This window comes from Pseudoalteromonas sp. 3D05 (genome assembly GCF_002723455.1).
In the GTDB taxonomy this organism is placed as follows: domain Bacteria; phylum Pseudomonadota; class Gammaproteobacteria; order Enterobacterales; family Alteromonadaceae; genus Pseudoalteromonas.
This window is the reverse complement of sequence record NZ_PDUS01000005.1, coordinates 42,081-60,614: the sequence shown is the minus strand read 5'-3', so window position 1 is coordinate 60,614 and position 18,534 is coordinate 42,081. Positions and strand designations below refer to the sequence as shown.

Here is an 18,534-nt window from a genome sequence, read left to right as displayed (position 1 = left end):
CAACTAAGAATATAAGCGGTTTGAAGTCGTCGTTAAAATGCCTTGAAATACATCAAGGCATTTGCAAGATTAAAGAGAATAATAAAAGCCTAACCATCCTCTTAACTCATCCTCAAAGCTATCGCCTTCTACTTTTGCCAGGCCAAAATCAACATGAAGGTCGTTGATACCCGCACTTGCAAGGCCAAAGCCTATTGAGTCTTGAAATTTAATGCCATAGCTTTGCGCAAAAACTTCACTGTCAATTTGATGCTGCTGATAATAAAGCCACGGCATCCCTTGGGTGAAACTTGCCCCACCGCCGTAGCTCAGGTAACGCTCTGCCGTTGTTGCATGAAAAGGAAGTTCTTTCGCAAACACATAATCTGCATGGGTATTGTTAGCAATTAATGACGAACTATAACCACCAAGCGTCAAACTGGCATTATCACGATGCCGTTGTTGGTAGTTCACATATAAAGGAATGTCATACACTTTACCAAAAACATTGGCTGCAAAATCATAACCTTGCCAATCATCTTCATCATTATCTCCCTCATACCATTGAGCAAGAATATTTTGACCAATCGAAAATGATTGACGGTCATGATTCCAGCGCTGTGAAACACTCGCTCTTAACCACTGCTGATTACGTTTACTGCCTAAATTTGTATCTATATCAGTGTAGTTGTATGCAATTGAGGGGGTTATTTTTAGTTGGCCGACACTAATTAAGTATTTCGCATCAACATAGCCACCTTGTTTGGCATATTTAGGGCTATTTGTTGCACGTGCTTGTTTTGTGCCATCCATATCAAACATAAAAAACTTAGCGTTATATTCAAGCTGGTTCAATCCATATTTTACTTCAGCAAATCCCCCTGAAAGCGCCTCATTATCAAGGCTGGCACTGTAGCCTATTTGCCAATCAAGTTGTTTGAGTAAGTCACTGCCTTTTAGGCTTACATTAAGTAATGATGATGAAGCCGAGTTATATTGCGCTCCCAAAGCTGCCGTTGCATTTTGTTGCCACGGATCATAATCCAGCGATTTACCAGCTTCTGCAGTGTATACCTGTGCTGCCGGTAATTGGTGCTTCTCAACTATAAATTGCGGCGCGAGAGTGTTTGTTGCAAGCTCGGTTATAACCTCGCCTTTGTAGGTAGGTACAAGTTGTTTAAAGTCTAACCCTTCATGTGTAATGGCTAGATACAAAATAGTGCCATCACTCATAACCTGAGGATAAGCGACCGCTTCTTGGCCTTGGGTCATTTGAACTAATGTATTTTCAGCTATATCAAAGCGATAAATATCCAGTGCACCATTCAACCCCGCCACAAAATACAGCGATTGGCCATTATGCCCCCAGCTTGGCTGAGACAAGTATTGGTAGCCTGTTGGCATAGGTACTCGATGGCTGCTTCCAGTGTCAAAGTCTTGTATATACAACTGCCAATTGTGATTATAGGTTGTTCTTAAATAAGCTAATTTAGCTTTATTAGGGCTAAGTACTGGGTAATCAAATACATCTTCTAAGCTTTTATTAAATAGTGGCGTGGCTGTGGCCGTTTGAATATCGTATTTAACCAGTTCAGAGTAACCTGAACGAGAACGCTCAGCGTATAAGGTCTGGCCATTGTCAGCAATACTAAAGCGGCGTAGCCCAGCAAGCTCAGTGAGTTGCTTTACTTCGCCCGTACTAACATGCCAGCTAAAAATATCCGCCACTCGGGTATTCTCAATATCATCATTACGTGTGTACGCACCAAAATATATCTCCTCATCATTTAGCCACTGAGGATTTTGAATGCCCGCACGATTAATTTGGTTCAGTACTTTTTGTTGTTTTCGTTTAAATACCGCAGGGGCAGAATCTACAATATCAAGTGGATCGTTCTTCAAAATCTCTTGCTGAGTTTGTGCAAACTCCTCTGCCGCTTGCGTATTTTGCTCTGTACTGTAAATGACGAGTTTTGTTTTACCATCTTTATCCCTTTCAACAACCGCAACTTTTTGCTTGTCTGGCGATAAAGCAGGGTTACTAGCGTGATACGCTAAATCGAGCCAAAGTGTGCCCTTTGGTTTAATTTCTGTTTGCTCTTTAGCCATGGCTTTGTAGGTGTATTCAGCAATGAAACGACGGTAAAGTGACTTAGCAGAATCACCGAATACACCGCTAAATGCCTCATCAAAATCACGCTTTTTAACCCCTTGCATACGCGTCCAAACAGCATCTAATGTATCTGCTGAGTGACGCTCCTCTAACCAACGTAAAAAGCGAGCTCCTAACAAGTAAGCCATAGAACCTGCCATATAGCCCCCCTCAACATCACTCAGCTGGTCATAACTAGGAAATGAACCTTGCTGAGCAAACTCGGTCAAAATCGCTTCACTGTAATTATCATATAGCCGCCCACGCCCTGTCATTTTAGACTCTAATAACGTTGCATACCCTTCAGCGGCCCAACGCGGCATAGACTCATATGTTAAATCGTATATATCCCACACCTCTCTGATAGCTTGGCGCCAGTCACTGCGTGTAGGTTGTGCTAAATGTACCAAGTGAACATATTCATGCAATATGAGTAATTGCTGCCAACCGGCAGTATTTGACACGACAGTGTCAGATTGAGGAGGTGTTGTAAAAAGTGCCATCATAGGATTAGTTGAGGGAGGAATCGCAAACCCATTTGCGCTGTTTAGAGGGTCAAAAACGATAACATCGATTATTTCATCTAGCGCACGATTTTGCTGCGCTAACACCTTAGTCCGCACTATTTCCAATTCATTTGCAGCGGAGAGAGCCCAATCATGAGACTCTTGCGTGTAATGAACATTAAAATGTTCTGTGTGGATAGTTTGCCAGTTTGCTTGCGCATAGAGGTTGGTTGCGAGCAGTAAAAATAGAGTGGCGAGTACTTTTTTCATCACGATCCCTGATATTTTATTTTCAGATATTATGCGCGTAATCGACAAAAAAAGTGAGTGTTTAAATGTAAAAAAACGTGTTATTCAATCTCTAAAGGCTGCACTAAGCTAACGAGTAAACTGACTATAAACACTGAAACAACAAAGACTAGCAATGCCCTCAACAGCCCAATACCACCACTATACATAGCCAACGTAATTAAACATCCGACTGTTAACACGCCACAACGAGCACATAAAAGTGATGCTTTTTTACAGCAGCGAATATGAAACATTAATACCAATACACAGCAAAACGCTATTAAACATAATGTTAAAACCATCATATCCCTGATTCTTTAAAAACTGATATTGATTAGTATAATATCAGTGTGAAAAGAGTCAATGCAATTGATAACTATTTGCAATAAAGGGGTTTTACATCCAGTTTCGTTTCTCTGATTCAGCCTGAAACATCATAAAGTCGATTATACCGTTAGCGATGTCTTTTTTAAGATAAGGTAATGAAACCGTGCCTGACGCTAGTTGTATAGACAAGCTTTTCAAACCACTTTTACGCATAAAGTAGGTGCTGATGCTATTAGCACTTTGCGCTTTATATAATTCAAATACGCGATATTGCACACCCAGCATGCCGCTTCTGAAAATGCCGTAGTAGCGCCCCTCATGTTGATAAAAATAATACCCGTATCGTTTATATGACAAAAATGCGAACATACTTAATAAAGCAAAAATAAAAATACAATACAAGGGGTTAATAACGTCAGTAACATAGCTAAAAGCAGCTAATAAGACACTTGGAGTCAGCGCGTAAAAGCAAAGATTTTTTAGCAGCAAAGCTCTCTCAACACCTTTAAAGTTAAGTGCTTTCAAGTCAAATCCTGTTTGATCCAGCCAAGGGTAAATCCATAACAGCATTTGGTTGACTTGCGTAACATCGAGTACAGGCATGACTAAACTTTGCTTGTTTTTTGCACCTATCGCATGCCCACTAGTGGCCTGAAAACATTGGATGGTGTAACGTTTTAAAACACGTGCGATCAGGTTTTGTTTAATAGATATTGATTGAACCTTTTCCAAGCTCACTGATAATTGGTGTCGCTCTAATAAGCCCGCAATACGTTTAAACTTACCTTCACTGAAATATAACTCATAATTATAAAACCGTATCAGCGCCATCACCACAGACAGGAAAATTGCGACGATAACGACTAAAAATAAAATCGAAAATACAGCCAATGCAGCTGCATTTACTAGCATGCCAACTTCTTGCTCATAAAAAGTTTCGAGACGATTAATAACCGCCTCTTCTAAAAACTCAAATAAAACATTCATAAACGGTGCTAAGGCAGCAAGCGCAAGAATAGCCATGTTCGATATTAAGCCAAACTTAGCCACCTCTTTATTACTGAGCGTTAAGTTGCGTTGCGATTGCTCTTCAGCCAAATCAGTTGTAGAAGGCTCTGAGCTCTGCTCTTGCTCATTTTCTTTATAAGTAAGTACACGCTCACGCATCGCATCAGCATATTTAGCCGTTACACCAGGCAATATAACTTCTTGTGACACACTTCCTGCGGCGTCGAAAATACAATTAACCAAACCTAGGGGCTTAAAATAAAAAGGCTCGGCTACATTTACATTCTGTACCCGCAAAAAGCTCAGCGTTAAACGCTCTTTTTTGAATACACCTTTGTTAAGTAAAATATCGTGTTCATCAGTTATACAAAATCGAAAGTTTATATAGTAAGCAACCGAATAAATAAGTAATGCTATAACAGCAACAACCGCAGCAACTTGACCCCAAAATAGTTTATTTTGGACTTGAGTAACAAATAGGACTGCGATTGGTAATAAATTAAAAATGCCATCTTTTATAAAGCGAAAAGCAAAGTGCAATACAAAGTACACTAACGCCCATGGCGATACTCTTTGCCATTGTTGCTCATCCATTGCTTGGGGCTTCACTTATCGTTGCGTCATTGAGTTGGGTATTTGAGTGTGTTGGCTGAGTATAATCTTGTACAAATTGGCGAATGTCTTTGCAATCATAGTGGCTTAAGCCACTAATGCTTAAGTCTGCACTCATCCCCCCAGCACTGTATAAACGAAGGCTACCAAGGCCTAGCTTTCGCTCTAAAGGGCCTCTGTGTATTTCTGTATGTTGTACTCGAGAGAGCGGCAAAATTGTAACTTGCTGCCAAATAACGCCTTTTTTAAAGGCAATATCATGATTTCGTACTGCGATCCCCCGCAGCCTGACACTTAGCACGTTATAAGCTAATGACAATATTAAAATAATCGGGAGCGCAATTAACAAGGGGAGTTGCGCCATGCTGGCAAATTTATCATTAAAATAACAAACAGCAGCTAGAATTAGCATTAAGGGCACGTAGAACAACAGCCAACTCAGTTGCACATAAAGTAATGCATTATCTGCAAGCGGTTTAAATACGATATCTTGGTGTTGCGGTAAAGAGTCGAGTTGGTAATTTTCAAACACGGTGCATCTATCCTTTTACAAGCCAACATAACGTACGTTGGCTTGGTTTTGCCTGTAAACGATTAAACCCAGCTAATGGTCGTGCCTAATGTGTGGCTTTGCCCAGGCGCCACAGTTGCACTATCATCCATCACGTTTGCAGCTTCTAAACACAGCATTGTATGGTATTCATCATCAGCAAAGTTAGACAAGCGCTTTGATTTATCTATCCACGGGTTCCATAGCACACAAGACGTTGAGTTTTCGCGACCCACTTCGATAATCCCATCAGGGGTAATAATTCTTTGTGTAGCAGGTGCTTGGGTATAAACCATGTCAGTCTCACGCGCAAACCCGACCAGCTCACTTTGATCAAATGGACCTTCACCGAACTCTATGAATTTAGAACCTTGAAGCCCGTCTACTTTAGTTTCTTCAATTGCGGGCGTAGGAAAATACGTATGTAAAGCTTGAGTAAAAGTAATTGCTTGGTCGCTAAGGTTAGTTGTGGTTAAACGAACTTCAAGCTTACTCGTTAATATGAATTCAACTTTCAAGGTCGATTTATATGGCCAATAAGTCTCATCTATTTGCGTCATTGGGAGCGTTAAGCTAACCCGAATTACGCCATCATTTTCTGATACTTCATCTGCACGCCAAAGATGAGTGCGTGCTACACCGTGAATAGGCCAATCAGGATTCGAGTTAACGCCAAACCAAGGCCAGCAAATAGGAATACCACCACGTATACTTTTACCTTCTTGATAATCTTCTTCACTTGATACCCAAATCAGCGGCTTTTTCCCCGCCGGCGTGAACTGGGTTAACTGCGCGCCTTGGAGGTAAATTTTAGCCGTGCACGTGTCGCTTGCGACATTAATGTACTCTAAGCCTGAATCAGAATGTTCGATGCTTACAGATGGAGATAACTTCATAATACGTCCCATAATAATGAAAAAGCCTGCCATACCTTACCCAATACTTTACGCAATAGTAAATATTTATTAAGCGTTTTTAGTTCAAAGTTATAATTTCTCACTCTGTCGCCTAAGTTCAGTAGTGTGAGTGTGAACAACATTTAATAAAATGAGAGCCCAGTTAAGTTATTTTCATTTCAACTCAAAGCAATTTTAACCTCCTTTGCATCATATCTATTAAGCTAAAACCATTCACTTTCTAAACAACATCTCGATTACCTTTACTTTGCCCATACACAAATTATTGTGCATGGCTTATGCTATATAGAGCGACTAGCAGCAATATATTGACTAAACTTTGCCCTCAACACACAAACACATTTTTCTATTTGAACTCTATTTATTTGAAGTGTAATATTTATCAACTGCGATCGCGCTAAGATCGTAATAACCTCCTTTTTTACGAGATACAAAATGCAAAAATATGATGAGTTACTGGTCGCTTTACGCCGCGTGATCCGGGCTATTGATCTTCATTCAAAGCAATTAAATAAAACATCTGGCTTAACAGGCCCCCAACTACTTATCATGCATGAGGTTGATCAAAGCGATGGCATAACAGCTAGCCGCATCGCTCAGAATGTCAATTTGAGCCCTGCAACTGTAACGAATATCCTCGACCGTCTTGAAAACCGCAACTTGGTTAGTCGTGTACGAAGCCAGTTAGACAAGCGTCGGGTTAGCTTGTATCTAACACAGATAGGTAAAGAGCTGCTCGCTAATGCCCCACAACCTTTACAAGAGCACTTTATCGAAAAGTTTACGGCCTTAGATGAGTGGGAACAAAGCCAGTTATTATCATCTATGCAACGAATTGCAGCGATGATGGATGCAGATAAAATAGATGCCTCCCCATTACTTGAAGTAGGTGCGTTAACAAAGCAAGCTGAGCAAAAAACACCTGAACAATAGAGTTTGCAAGCCTATCTGAATATAGGTCGCGCTGTGATTAACGCAACGCGAGACTAGCAATCAGTAGGCTTCATAACAGCTGAGAAATTCCCTTATTAGCTCGCATTCTTACCACAATATAATAAAAAGCTATTTATTCAAAACGACTTAAGTTTTGAAATTTATTGCTTTTTACGTCTAATTTACCGTCAAGACTTGGGTTAAAAGCTAATTTAATCTATCCTAAATAGTACCTAAATTCACATTAGCGATGACTCATGCTTAAACCTTCAAAGATAGCCCTCGCAATTATGCTGGGCGCCGTTTCAACCTCTTCAAATGCATCAGATATTGATGACATGCAAGCTCAGCTAAAGCTACTGCAACAACAGATGCAGCAACTCCAGAAAAAACTAGATGCTGCCGAGCAAAAATCGACACAACAACAGCAAGCCATTGATCGACAAATAGCGAAACAACAAAAAGTTGAAGAGCAACTCGTTGCTGAAGCTAAACCTGTTAAAGAGTCGCAGGGTATTAAAGTTGGCGGCGCAGTAAGAACCAACTACAGCCACACATCTTATGATGAAGACAGTAAAGATCGTGGTGGTGACTACGACTTTGACATTTTCAGACTGAATTTCTCTGGTGATGTTGGCGGCGTGATGCTCAATGCGGAAATTCGCTTTTTTGATTACATGACCGCAGTTAAATATGCTTATGCTGCTTATGACTTTGCCGATGATTGGCAAGTCCAAGCAGGTATCACTAAAGTGCCATTCGGCAACTGGCCATATAATTCTCATAACTATTTCTTCGGTACTACATATTACATTGGCCTTGAAGATGACCACGATATGGGTGTGCTCTTCAAGCGTAAAATCGCCGACAACTGGCAGCTTGACCTTGGCTTTTTCAAAAATGATGAGCAAGGGGGAGTTGATGGCTATGTTGATAACCGCAGCGATCGCTACTCATATGATGTTGTTGGCTTTAGAGCTGTTGATGAAGGCGTTTACGCTGAGCCTGCCAGTGCGATAGGCGAATACAATACTTTTTCAGGGCGCTATGCTTATCACCTTGAACACGAAGGTGGTACTACAGAGTTAGGTTTCTCAGCCTTAGCTGGTGGTTTACATGACGGTGTTGATCGTGCTGGTGATTACAATGCATGGGCAATGCACTTAAATAGCACTGTAGGTCAGTGGAACTTTCAGTTACAACACGGTGAATACAATTACGACGTTGATAACGCCAACCGCATGGCCGTTGGCGCTTATTCGTTCTATGACAGTATTGCTGCAGAAGCAACCATGACCAATGCAAACATTGCTTACAGTGTACCTGTAGAATGGGGCCCTGTAACAGGCCTACAGTTTTATAATGACTATGGCATCATTTACGATAAGTCAGATAATACAGAAGATACTTGGATGAACGTAACCGGCTTTTCAATTGCCGCTGGTGGCCTGTTCACCTATGTAGATTACGTCTTCGCGAAAAACCAACCATTTGTCGGCGGCTCAATTGCTGGTGATAGCAGCGAAACCGAACGCCGCTTCAACATAAATGTTGGTTATTACTTTTAAGCCCCCCTCAGCCCGGTAGTCATACTGGGCTGACCTTAAATCAAACAGCTGCTTTTAAAACACACAAATACAAATAAAAACTATTGTCATTTGAGTGAATTAACGTTAGTATCCGCCCCCTTTTTAGAAACCTTAAATTGGTGCGCCTTGGAACGCTATTATGCTGAAGTATTAAGTTATATTTCTCGCTCTGTTGGTTGCAAAGATAAAGCGCAAAACATCGTTCAAGAAGCATACACACGCTTATTAAGCTACCGCAAACGCAACCCTGAGCATGACACATCCCAGCAGCGGGCTTTATTTTTCAAAACGGCTAAACACATCGTTATTGATAACTATCGCCGTAATTACACCGTTACAGACCCTGTTGAGCAAGAGTTGATCGCACCTAGCGATTATGAACCCGAAGCAAAGCTGGCCAGCCAACAACAGCTCAGTCTGCTTTATAGGTGTATTGAGCAATTACCTCAGAAAACTAAACAAGCCTTTGTACTTTATAAATTTAAAAACCTAACGTACCAACAAGTTGCAGATCAGATGGGGATTTCTGTCAGCATGGTTGAAAAACATTTAGCCATCGCTATGCTGGCATGTCGCAATACAATAAAAAAATAACCACGGGAATATAAGCAATGGACCGTCAGCAAACACAATTGCAACTGCAAGCAAATACCTGGCTTGAAAAACAAAAAGTTGGGTTAACTGCATCACAAAAACAGGCTTTTATTCAATGGCTCAATACCAGTAAAGCGCATCAAACCGCTTTCCAAGAAAGTGTGCAGATTGAACGGCTATTAACGCAATTTAGTGAACATGAAATTGAACAACTCAATACACCAAAACCTAAAAGATTTTTATCTACATGGGCTATAGCAGCATGTGCTGCCTGTTTAATGCTCACTATTACCGGGTATCAGTTGTGGCCAAATGAAGTATCGCCCACCCAGTATACTGCTCATTATAAATCAAACCGAGGTGAACAATTTGATATTGCTCTACCCGATGGTTCCCAGCTAAGCGTAGATGCTAAAACACAAATTTCACTCGACTTTAACCCTAACTCACGTAAAAACAAACTCGTTCAAGGGCGTGTATTTTTTAATGTGGCCAATGACTTACAGCGTCCTTTTATTGTTAGCACTGATGATACAAAAATCACCGTACTGGGCACTCGCTTCAGCGTTGATAAAAAAAAGCATAGCACGCGTATCAGCGTCGAACATGGAAGGGTAAAGATACAAAACAACCACCACCTAATTGAGTTAGTACAAGGACAGCACGTTGTATTTAACGAGCTTGGAATGAATGTGCAAACAATAGACCCCACACTTGTTGATGCGTGGCGTAGTGGTCGGTTAGTTTTTAGTAATGCACCGCTTGTTGAAGTATGTGCTGAATTTAACCGTTATCATGACACTGAGTTTACGTTCTCCGATAATCGAGTTGCTGCGCTAAAGTTATCTGGGACATTTTCAGCTGTTCAACTTGATAACTTTCTAAATCTATTACCACACGTGCTCCCTGTTGAAATTAAAAGCCATAATAATCAAGTTATTATAAGTAAGGCGGACAATTCTTAAAAATAAATCATCTTTTTATTGAGGGATTCTCATTATCATTCGTTTTCATATAAACAACTTTGCTTTATATGGAACAATTGCAATGAATACAATAACTCGTTACGGTATTAAACTATCTCCCATCGCCTTAGCTTTAGGGGTTGCTGTTAGCTTTCCCACAACAGCTCAAAGTACCTCCACTATAGTAACGTTTAATATTGCTCAACAGCCTTTGAGTACTTCACTTAATTTGCTCGCTGAGCAAGCAAATATGAATCTCATTGCAGATGCATCTTTATTGCAAGGGCTAAAAGCACCAGCCATTTATGGACAAAAAACACTAATAGGCGCTTTAACATTTACATTAGAAGACACTGGCCTCAGTGCAAAAGTTGTCAATAACAGCATTATTATCCAGAAAAATGGGGCTATAAAAGAAACAAAACAACAAAATAAGCGTGATTTGCACAATAAAAAAGCGAATAAGCACGCCCATAAAGATACCCCTGAAAACATCGAAGTCATTGTTGTAAGTGGCAACAAAATTCAATTAGACCGCCACCAGCTCGACCGCAGTAAAGGCAGTTCAAATTCAGATATTTTTTCAACGTTTACCGGCATCGACGCAAATAATTTACGTAACGAAGCTGGCGCACTCGATATTGGTATTCGTGGTGTTCAAGGTGAAGGTCGAGTGCCTATTTTTATTGATGGGAGCTTGCAGTCCACCCACACAAACCGTGGTTACATGGGCACCTCAGATAGAACCTACATCGACTCAGATTTTATTAGTACTGTTGCCATTGAAAAGGGTGCAACAGCAAAAAGTAGCGCATTTAGTGCTGGCGCAATTGGCGGAACAGTTAATATCAGAACACTCAACACCACTGATATTTTGACAAAGGATCAAAGCGTTGGCGCGTTGATTAAGCTTAAAACGTATAATAATAATCACACACCTACAGTTTCCGATAACCCATGGCAGCAACAGTACTATCAGGTGAGTAACCACAATAGCACTAGTGACTTTGATAATGGCGGTATTTTACTCGCAGGTGCATTTAAAACGGATCAATTAAATGCTGTGCTTGCCTATAGTGATAAAAAAACAGGTAACTATTTTGCTGGTAAACACGGCTTTGAAAACTTTGTTGAAACGTATGAGTGGGGCCAAGTATTACCCCCTGTTAATCAAAACGGTGAAGTAGTCAATACCAGCTTTGAAAGCGAATCCTACCTTGCAAAAGTACAGTATGCTTTTAACGATGAACATGACATTGAATTAAATACTCGCCATCACCAGCAACAAGCGGGTGAAATGTTGGCTTCATACTGGTTCAAGCAACGTGAAGGGGATTTTTGGATACTCCCTGATGGTGAATATGGCACAATACCCGCCAATATAGAAACCATGCCACAATGGCAGCCTGGTACAGCGCTGGTTAATAGCGCAAGCTTGCTTTATCGCTTTCTACCCACAAATAATCCATTAATCGATTTAAAGATCAACGCATGGACAACCAACGCAAAGTTACAACAGTATAACGCCTTGGCCAGTAATTTAGGCCCTAATGCACTGCAATACTTTCACGAATACAGCAACCAACGCCACGGTGTCGGAATTTATAACAGCGCTGCTTTTACTGTTTCTTCAATCCCCACAGTATTAATGTATGGCGCTTCTTGGCAAAACGAGGTACTAAAACCTAAAGCAGGAGCACTGGAGTATTTTTACACAGATAAAACCACCTCTCGTGACGGCAAACAAACTGTTCGCAGTGTGTTTGCAAATGGCCAGTTTGATTTCGATCCCATTGAGTTAACCTTGAACCTAAACCACCATGATTCTAGTACGCATGACTATCAAGGGGAGCATGAAATAAAGTTTTCGCCAAAAACAGATTTTACAGCACTGCTTCATTACAATGTATTTGATAACACCACGCTAAAAGCAAAGTACAGCAAAGCGTATCGAATGCCTAATATCTACGAGACGACTATTTCAAATGAAGTATTTACCTACTCGTCTGATTACCCTGTTATACCTGAAAACAGCAACACCTTTGAATTAGGTATTGAAAGCCATTTTAGTAATGCGTTAATTAAAGGGGATCGTCTAACGCTATCCGCTAGCTATTTCGACACTCGTATTGAGCACATGTTAGCAACCGCACAATTGCCAAATAAAGATCCGGATGCTGAACCATGGCAAACTACAAAATATACATTCACCAATTACGATAGCTTTGAGTTACCAGGTATTGAGCTTAATCTTAATTACCAAAGTGATTTATTTTACAGCACAGTTTCATATACCAATTACACCAATATAAAAATCTGTTCTGCCTTAATTAGTGATATTGAGCAAGTTGATCGCTGTAACGGTCAAGGTTTTTCAGGCAGTTTAACGCCCCTTCGTATTCCTCCTAAACGAAACCTTGTTGTTGGCTTTGGGAGCACCTTTATTGATGATCAACTGGACATCGGCTTCACTTATAAAGGGCATTCTGACAAGCAGCATCCTGCAGGATTTTTAAGCGGTACTGGTGCCAAGGCAGTTAGTAAAATTCCAGCAAGTTATCAACTCGATTTTTACGCGAACTATAAGTTTAACGATATGTTCAGCGGATTTACCACAATCACTAACCTCACAGATAGATACATAGTGTCATCCGGTTCAATTGTTGCCATGCCAGAGCCAGGCAGAACTGTAACTTTGGGGCTAGAGATAAAGCTATAGCTAATTAGGGCTATTCACTTAGCCCACTTTTACTTAAACCGTCATAACTAGGAGTCAACATGACTAGCACCACTTTAGCACCCTCTCGTGCATTACAATTAAAAGCCAGTACAGCTGACGTACATGACAACATAGATAAAAGCATTATGGATAAAGACCCATTTGCAAACACTGAAAACTATATCCAGTTTTTAACGTTACAATATTATTTTTTAAATGATGTAACTGCGCTTTATGAACACAGTGAATTAAATATGGTCATTGAAAATTTAGCAGCGCGCCGACGTTTAAATATGCTTGAGCAAGACTTTCAAGATCTTGAATACCCCGTGCCTGCATCAGCGTTCACTTCATTAATTAGCAACGAAACTGACTTTGCAACAGCGCTGGGCTGGCTTTATGTAGTAGAAGGTTCAAAAGTGGGCGCTGCAATGCTAGGCAAACAAGCGCAAGCTAGACTACAGTTAACAAAAGAGTATGGCGCTCATTATTTAGCAGGCCCTGGTGCAGGTCGTGGCAGTGACTGGCGTCATCTAGTACAATTAATTGATAGTATTGAGCTAAATGACACACAAGAGCGCGCACTGATTGATGGTGCTCGCCAAGCATTTACTCGATTCCAACTTTTTCAGGCGCATGTCTATTCATGAATTTAAAGGTCGCTTTAGTCGCATATAAGAATACGGGATACCAACTATTAGGGTTAGCGTTAGTTGGTTTGGGCATCATTGGCATTTTGTTACCTGTAATGCCCACCACTATTTTCTTTATTTTGGCGTTGGCATGCTTTACACGCTCATCGCCAAAGCTTGCGACTTGGTTACTTGAACATCCTCGTTATGGCGCGACTTTGCGCCATTGGCACAGCCATAAGGTCGTGCCACTAAAAGCTAAATGGTTTGCTGGCATAGGCATGCTTGCAGGATTTATTTTATTAGTGTTAAGCACCCCACCCATTTGGATCATTGCTCTTGTTGCGGGAATTGAACTAGCTGTTATGGCCTACTTATTAACGCGCCCTTCTCGTATACCAGAAATGTAAACTTCGTAAATTTTGTTGTTATAGTTAATACAAATCATTATCATAAACAAAATAATTAATTTTACTTTGTTATCTATGCCATTTATGAATAAGCGTGCGATGTACAGTATTAGCCGTATGCTGCATATTTACCTTTCTACCGCCCTGTTATTTTTACTCATTTTGTTTTGTATCAGCGGCATTGTATTAAACCATGTTGATTGGCTTAAGGGCGACAAAACAGATGGCCATCAAACCATCGCATTGCCCGAAGCCATGATAACTAAAGCCAAACATAATATTGATGCGCTTCCTACTCTTTACCCTGAAATAGAAGCCTATTTAGCCGTAGAGTATGGCTTAACACAGGTTAAAAGTATCGACTGGGAAAAAGAAGATGCACTCGTCATGCTCGACTACCCACTTCCTGCCGGCTTTGCCTTTGCTGAAATTGATTTTATGAGTGGTGAGCTCAATCTTGAATATCAAACAGGTGGTTTATTGAGCCTAATTGGTGACTTACATAAAGGCCGCCACACCGGTAAAGCATGGAGCTGGGTGATTGATATTTCTGCTGCTTTGATGATTTTATTTGCTATCACCGGCATGGTTATTTTGTTTCAAAATAGAAAAAAACGCTTGGTAGGAATATGGCTAACAGTGCTTGGGGTCGCAACGCCTGCTGTCATTTATTTATGCTGGGTTCCACAACTAAAAGGAGTGTCTTAATGTTAAAAATTAATACGTTATGCAGTGCAATAATACTATTTACAGCTGCTTTATTTCAATCAAATACCAGCGCAGCAGAGCTCGAAATAGAGCTCACCTTACCAGAACTTGATGTACAACCTTACCACCGCCCGTACGTAGCAGTGTGGCTTGAAACTCCCAAACGTAAACATGTGACCACTGTTTCACTCTGGGTAGAAAAAGCTGAATGGTTTAAAGATTTACGCCAATGGTGGCGTAAAGCAGGTAAAAGCGATGCTAATTTTGATGGCGTAACAGGCGCAACAAAACGCCCTGGCAGCTACACAATTAACTGGGATGGTAAGGATCTAGAAGGAAACCCCGTCACAGCTGGTAAGTATTTACTTAATCTAGAAGTAGTGCGAGAAGAAGGCGGCAGAGACTATAAACGCATGGAATTGGATCTAAGCGAAGATGGAAAAATGACTATTGCAGGCAAAAAAGAATTCTCCGAGAGCTTCATCACGATCAAAGCCAAATAACAGCAATAACTAGCAAGTAAAAATGCTTATACATTATTTAAATAAGGAAAGATCATGAAAACCAATTTACTTAAAAGCGCTCTTGTTGGCGCGCTAACATTAACCGCCCTTGCCTCTAGCTATGCAAGTGCCCATGCACAGTGGTTAGTGCCTTCGCATACATCGCTATCTGGTGATAAAGCGCATTATGTAATGATCGATGCCAGCATCTCTAACGAAATTTTTTCTGCTGATAAAGCGTATCGCCCAAAACAAAAAGGGGCTGAGTATGACGATAATCTGATTATAGCTCTTGATCCGAATGGTGAGCTGGTAAGTGATAGAATTCGCGCCTACTACTTACAACGTAAAAACTCAGCAGCGGTAAAGTTAGCTGATGAAGGCACTTATCATATCGCCATGAAACGCGAGCCGCGCATAATGACTTTTTACAAAGATGCGCAAGGCGAACGTGGCCGCGTATTTGGCCCTAAAAATAGCAAAGACATTCCAGCCGGCGCAAAAGATATCAGAACCATGAAGTCATTCTCAACTGTTGATACTTTTGTTAGCCGTAACGGCACATCTAAGCCAGCCCTACTAGGTAGCGGTTTAGAGATCAGTGGCCCAACTCACCCAAATGATTTATTTGTTGGTGAAGAAGCACGCTTTCAATTATTAAAAGATGGTAAACCAGCTGCAAATGTTGAGCTTGCGATTTTAAAAGGTGACACACGCTACCGCAACGAACGCAACGAAGTAAAAGTAACAACTGATAAGCAAGGCTTCTTTACAAATACTTGGCAGCACCCTGGTTTATACCTTATTGAGGCAAGTGTCAGCGAAGACTCAACAGAAAAAGGTATCGACACTGTTCGCTACGCTTTGTTTACTACTTTAGACGTTGCGCCTGAGTAGTCGGCTTTTATAGAGTGGTTAACAATGTTAGCCACTTTCACTACTTTTTAGTACTGCGCGCTAAATGCGTATTGGATTATTTAAACTAATATAAATTAGTTTCTTATAAAACAGTATGTTAAATATTGGCTTTGTTTTTGCTTTTAGAAACCTAAGCAGTTAATCTAAATAAAAAACGAGCATACTAACAATGATGAATAAATCACTCTCTTTACTCACTAAAGCACTTCCTATTGCAACAAGCCTTCTTTTGATGAGCGGCTGTGTTGTTCATATTTCTACGGCAAGTGCCAATATAGAACAACAGCAACAACTTTCTTTATCAGCGGCTCAATTACAACAACTCGATATTGAAGCAGAAGCCGGCTCACTCAAAGTAATAGGCTCAAACACCGCCACTGAAATCACTGTTGATGCAACCATTTACACTGCAAAAGCAGATGACCCTTATATCTTAACACTTGAGCAAAAGGGCGACAAAGCAGTCCTTGTTGCCAAAAATGAGAGTGCATCGGGCATGGTCGTTTACCAAGGCAGCTCTCCAAGTATCGATTTAGTTGTGACTGTACCAAATTCATTTAACCTTGATATTGAAGATGGCTCTGGTGATATTGATATTAATGGTGTGCTGGGCAATATGGACATCGATGATGGCTCAGGCAGTATCAATATAGAACAAGGCCATGACCTCGAAATAGATGATGGCTCAGGCGATATCTACTTACAAAACATTACTGGAAATATCGAGATAAGTGATGGCTCAGGCAGTATCACCGCAAAAAATGTTGCTGGCATGATGGACATTGAAGACGGCTCAGGCGATTTAAGCTTAACTGATATTACTGGTAGCGTAGAGATTGATGATAATTCTGGCAGCATCAATGCCGAACGTTTAGGTAATTATTTAACGATTGAAGACGGCTCTGGTGATATATATGTCGAGCATATTAATGGCTTAGTCACTATTGAAGATGGCTCAGGCAGCATTCGCGTTAATCATGCTAAAGGCCTGACCATTATCGATGATGGATCTGGCGATTTGAGTATCGACAATATTAATGGCCCAGTAAAACTTAATTAAATAACAGGTTAACGAAACTGAATGTTAGCGAACAAGCCAACCTTCAGCAGCACTCTCTACGCGAATTGGTAGGCTGTTAATAGCCCACCAATTCTGCATACCCTTTCCCTTCAAATCCACCGTGGGTTTTAATACGCCCTTCCCAATACGGGATACTTAATTGATTACGTGAATCAGGATTACGTGCATCAATTATAATAGATTCAAACCCTTTTATGTTGAGCGCCCACTTAGTTGGGTAGGTCTTCGTTGCAAGCTCGTGTGTTTTTAATACTTGTAGACTCACCTCTTGATTGGCAATGGCACGTACCTGCCCAGTACGGGTAATATGTGATGCACTGCAATAATCATACTCTTGCTGACTATTACGAATACAAAACGCCATCAAGCCACCTAAAGCGGGATCATCAGCCTGAATGCTAAACCAGTCCCAACCATTTTGGGTTGGATCGATTAGCGCCGAAGACCACTCTCTGTCTAACCAAGCATCTCCAGTTACTTTAAAAGTTTTACCCGCAAATGTGATGTCGCCTTTGGCTTGTAAAAACGGGTAGCTGTAGTAATAAGACGCATGCCCTTGGTGGGTTTTTTGGCTATAACCTTGCTCGCCATGCTTTACAAGCGGGCTATTAGCCAGCACCAGATTAGCGCTGTAATTTTCCTGCTGCGCCTTTAAGCTAAGCGGTAAAAATGTTGCCTCTTTACTTGCTAGCTGCCAATCATCTAGGCGAGCCTCAAATGGCTGCGCTGTTATCTTTACTTGTCCCGAGCGGCCATATTTCTCGAACGCCTGATGTTGGTTATCGGTTTGTATTGCAAAGTGAGCGAAATATAGTTGCCCATTCCACCAAGGTGATGGTTCTGTTTGTGAGCCTTGCTCATCGACAGAGAGTCTAAATAAAGTCCATTGCACACCAAAGGTGTCGCCATTATCTGCCTTTAAATTAGCAGTAACGTACCACCATTCAATTCCTTGTTGATGATGCGCCCCATGATCGCGTGGAAAGCTCAGCCCTTGGTGTTTATTTACAGGTTCACCAAATTGCTGTGCAAATCCGCTATGCATTTGTTTATTTTTACTTATTTGCTCTACTTCTGGCTGGCACGCGCTTAATACGCCAATAAAAATAAAGGTAACGGCTGCTTTTAGTCTATTCATGT

16 protein-coding genes are annotated in these 18,534 nt (G+C 40.9%); 11 read left to right on the top strand and 5 right to left on the bottom strand.

Annotated elements, in window-relative coordinates; all coding sequences use genetic code 11:
• Positions 1-69: 69 nt before the first annotated feature.
• From CSC79_RS06985 to CSC79_RS06965, 4 genes are all read right to left on the bottom strand, one after another.
• Positions 70-2,907: a hypothetical protein gene (locus tag CSC79_RS06985; RefSeq protein WP_099295124.1), complete on the bottom strand. Its 2,838-nt coding sequence runs from the start codon at positions 2,905-2,907 to the stop codon at positions 70-72.
• Positions 2,908-3,324: 417 nt separating this feature from the next.
• A complete protein-coding gene (locus CSC79_RS06975; RefSeq protein ID WP_099295122.1) occupies positions 3,325-4,857 on the bottom strand; it encodes a PH domain-containing protein in 1,533 nt (510 codons plus the stop codon).
• Positions 4,850-5,407, bottom strand: coding sequence for a PH domain-containing protein (locus CSC79_RS06970; RefSeq protein WP_099295121.1), 558 nt, complete (start codon positions 5,405-5,407; stop codon positions 4,850-4,852). Before CSC79_RS06970 ends, CSC79_RS06975 begins: the two co-directional genes overlap by 8 nt.
• A gap of 62 nt (positions 5,408-5,469) precedes the next feature.
• Positions 5,470-6,321, bottom strand: coding sequence for a D-hexose-6-phosphate mutarotase (locus tag CSC79_RS06965; protein WP_099295274.1), 852 nt, complete (start codon positions 6,319-6,321; stop codon positions 5,470-5,472).
• A gap of 456 nt (positions 6,322-6,777) precedes the next feature.
• Here CSC79_RS06965 and CSC79_RS06960 point away from each other — a divergent pair, with 456 nt between their 5' ends.
• From CSC79_RS06960 to CSC79_RS06910, 11 genes are all read left to right on the top strand, one after another.
• Positions 6,778-7,275: a MarR family transcriptional regulator gene (locus tag CSC79_RS06960; protein ID WP_099295120.1), complete on the top strand. Its 498-nt coding sequence runs from the start codon at positions 6,778-6,780 to the stop codon at positions 7,273-7,275.
• 257 nt (positions 7,276-7,532) lie between these two features.
• Positions 7,533-8,843 (top strand): porin, encoded by a 1,311-nt coding sequence (locus CSC79_RS06955; protein ID WP_099295119.1) that lies wholly within the window; start codon positions 7,533-7,535, stop codon positions 8,841-8,843.
• 147 nt (positions 8,844-8,990) lie between these two features.
• Complete coding sequence (locus tag CSC79_RS06950; protein WP_099295118.1) at positions 8,991-9,458, top strand: sigma-70 family RNA polymerase sigma factor; 468 nt, start codon at positions 8,991-8,993, stop codon at positions 9,456-9,458.
• Between the two features lie 17 nt (positions 9,459-9,475).
• Entirely contained in the window at positions 9,476-10,423 is a 948-nt protein-coding gene (locus tag CSC79_RS06945) for a FecR domain-containing protein (protein WP_099295117.1), read from the top strand.
• Between the two features lie 82 nt (positions 10,424-10,505).
• On the top strand, positions 10,506-13,142 hold the full coding sequence (locus tag CSC79_RS06940; protein ID WP_099295116.1) for a TonB-dependent receptor: 2,637 nt from the start codon (positions 10,506-10,508) through the stop codon (positions 13,140-13,142).
• Positions 13,143-13,201: 59 nt separating this feature from the next.
• Positions 13,202-13,792, top strand: coding sequence for a biliverdin-producing heme oxygenase (locus CSC79_RS06935; protein WP_099295115.1), 591 nt, complete (start codon positions 13,202-13,204; stop codon positions 13,790-13,792).
• Positions 13,789-14,184 (top strand): YbaN family protein, encoded by a 396-nt coding sequence (locus CSC79_RS06930; protein WP_099295114.1) that lies wholly within the window; start codon positions 13,789-13,791, stop codon positions 14,182-14,184. Before CSC79_RS06935 ends, CSC79_RS06930 begins: the two co-directional genes overlap by 4 nt.
• A gap of 75 nt (positions 14,185-14,259) precedes the next feature.
• Entirely contained in the window at positions 14,260-14,892 is a 633-nt protein-coding gene (locus CSC79_RS06925; protein ID WP_099295113.1) for a PepSY-associated TM helix domain-containing protein, read from the top strand.
• Positions 14,892-15,395 carry a DUF2271 domain-containing protein gene (locus tag CSC79_RS06920; RefSeq protein ID WP_099295112.1) on the top strand — a complete coding sequence of 168 codons (504 nt, stop codon included), beginning with the start codon at positions 14,892-14,894 and terminating at the stop codon, positions 15,393-15,395. The genes CSC79_RS06925 and CSC79_RS06920 overlap by 1 nt, the downstream gene beginning before the upstream one ends.
• A 54-nt stretch (positions 15,396-15,449) precedes the next feature.
• Entirely contained in the window at positions 15,450-16,292 is an 843-nt protein-coding gene (locus CSC79_RS06915) for a DUF4198 domain-containing protein (RefSeq protein WP_099295111.1), read from the top strand.
• Between the two features lie 190 nt (positions 16,293-16,482).
• Positions 16,483-17,373 (top strand): hypothetical protein, encoded by an 891-nt coding sequence (locus CSC79_RS06910; protein ID WP_099295110.1) that lies wholly within the window; start codon positions 16,483-16,485, stop codon positions 17,371-17,373.
• A gap of 76 nt (positions 17,374-17,449) precedes the next feature.
• Here the strand turns inward: CSC79_RS06910 and CSC79_RS06905 are convergent, their stop codons facing one another.
• A complete protein-coding gene (locus tag CSC79_RS06905; RefSeq protein ID WP_099295109.1) occupies positions 17,450-18,532 on the bottom strand; it encodes a lipocalin-like domain-containing protein in 1,083 nt (360 codons plus the stop codon).
• Positions 18,533-18,534 lie beyond the last annotated feature (2 nt).

Excerpts from the sequence above, each read along its gene's own strand:
- CSC79_RS06960 (WP_099295120.1), top strand. The coding sequence starts at position 6,778 with ATGCAAAAATATGATGAGTTACTGGTCGCTTTACGCCGCGTGATCCGG.
- CSC79_RS06910 (WP_099295110.1), top strand. The coding sequence starts at position 16,483 with ATGATGAATAAATCACTCTCTTTACTCACTAAAGCACTTCCTATTGCA.
- CSC79_RS06985 (WP_099295124.1), bottom strand. The coding sequence starts at position 2,907 with ATGAAAAAAGTACTCGCCACTCTATTTTTACTGCTCGCAACCAACCTC.
- CSC79_RS06905 (WP_099295109.1), bottom strand. The coding sequence starts at position 18,532 with ATGAATAGACTAAAAGCAGCCGTTACCTTTATTTTTATTGGCGTATTA.
- CSC79_RS06925 (WP_099295113.1), top strand. The coding sequence starts at position 14,260 with ATGCCATTTATGAATAAGCGTGCGATGTACAGTATTAGCCGTATGCTG.
- CSC79_RS06975 (WP_099295122.1), bottom strand. The coding sequence starts at position 4,857 with ATGGATGAGCAACAATGGCAAAGAGTATCGCCATGGGCGTTAGTGTAC.
- CSC79_RS06920 (WP_099295112.1), top strand. The coding sequence starts at position 14,892 with ATGTTAAAAATTAATACGTTATGCAGTGCAATAATACTATTTACAGCT.
- CSC79_RS06955 (WP_099295119.1), top strand. The coding sequence starts at position 7,533 with ATGCTTAAACCTTCAAAGATAGCCCTCGCAATTATGCTGGGCGCCGTT.
- CSC79_RS06965 (WP_099295274.1), bottom strand. The coding sequence starts at position 6,321 with ATGAAGTTATCTCCATCTGTAAGCATCGAACATTCTGATTCAGGCTTA.
- CSC79_RS06945 (WP_099295117.1), top strand. The coding sequence starts at position 9,476 with ATGGACCGTCAGCAAACACAATTGCAACTGCAAGCAAATACCTGGCTT.
- CSC79_RS06915 (WP_099295111.1), top strand. The coding sequence starts at position 15,450 with ATGAAAACCAATTTACTTAAAAGCGCTCTTGTTGGCGCGCTAACATTA.
- CSC79_RS06930 (WP_099295114.1), top strand. The coding sequence starts at position 13,789 with ATGAATTTAAAGGTCGCTTTAGTCGCATATAAGAATACGGGATACCAA.
- CSC79_RS06940 (WP_099295116.1), top strand. The coding sequence starts at position 10,506 with ATGAATACAATAACTCGTTACGGTATTAAACTATCTCCCATCGCCTTA.
- CSC79_RS06935 (WP_099295115.1), top strand. The coding sequence starts at position 13,202 with ATGACTAGCACCACTTTAGCACCCTCTCGTGCATTACAATTAAAAGCC.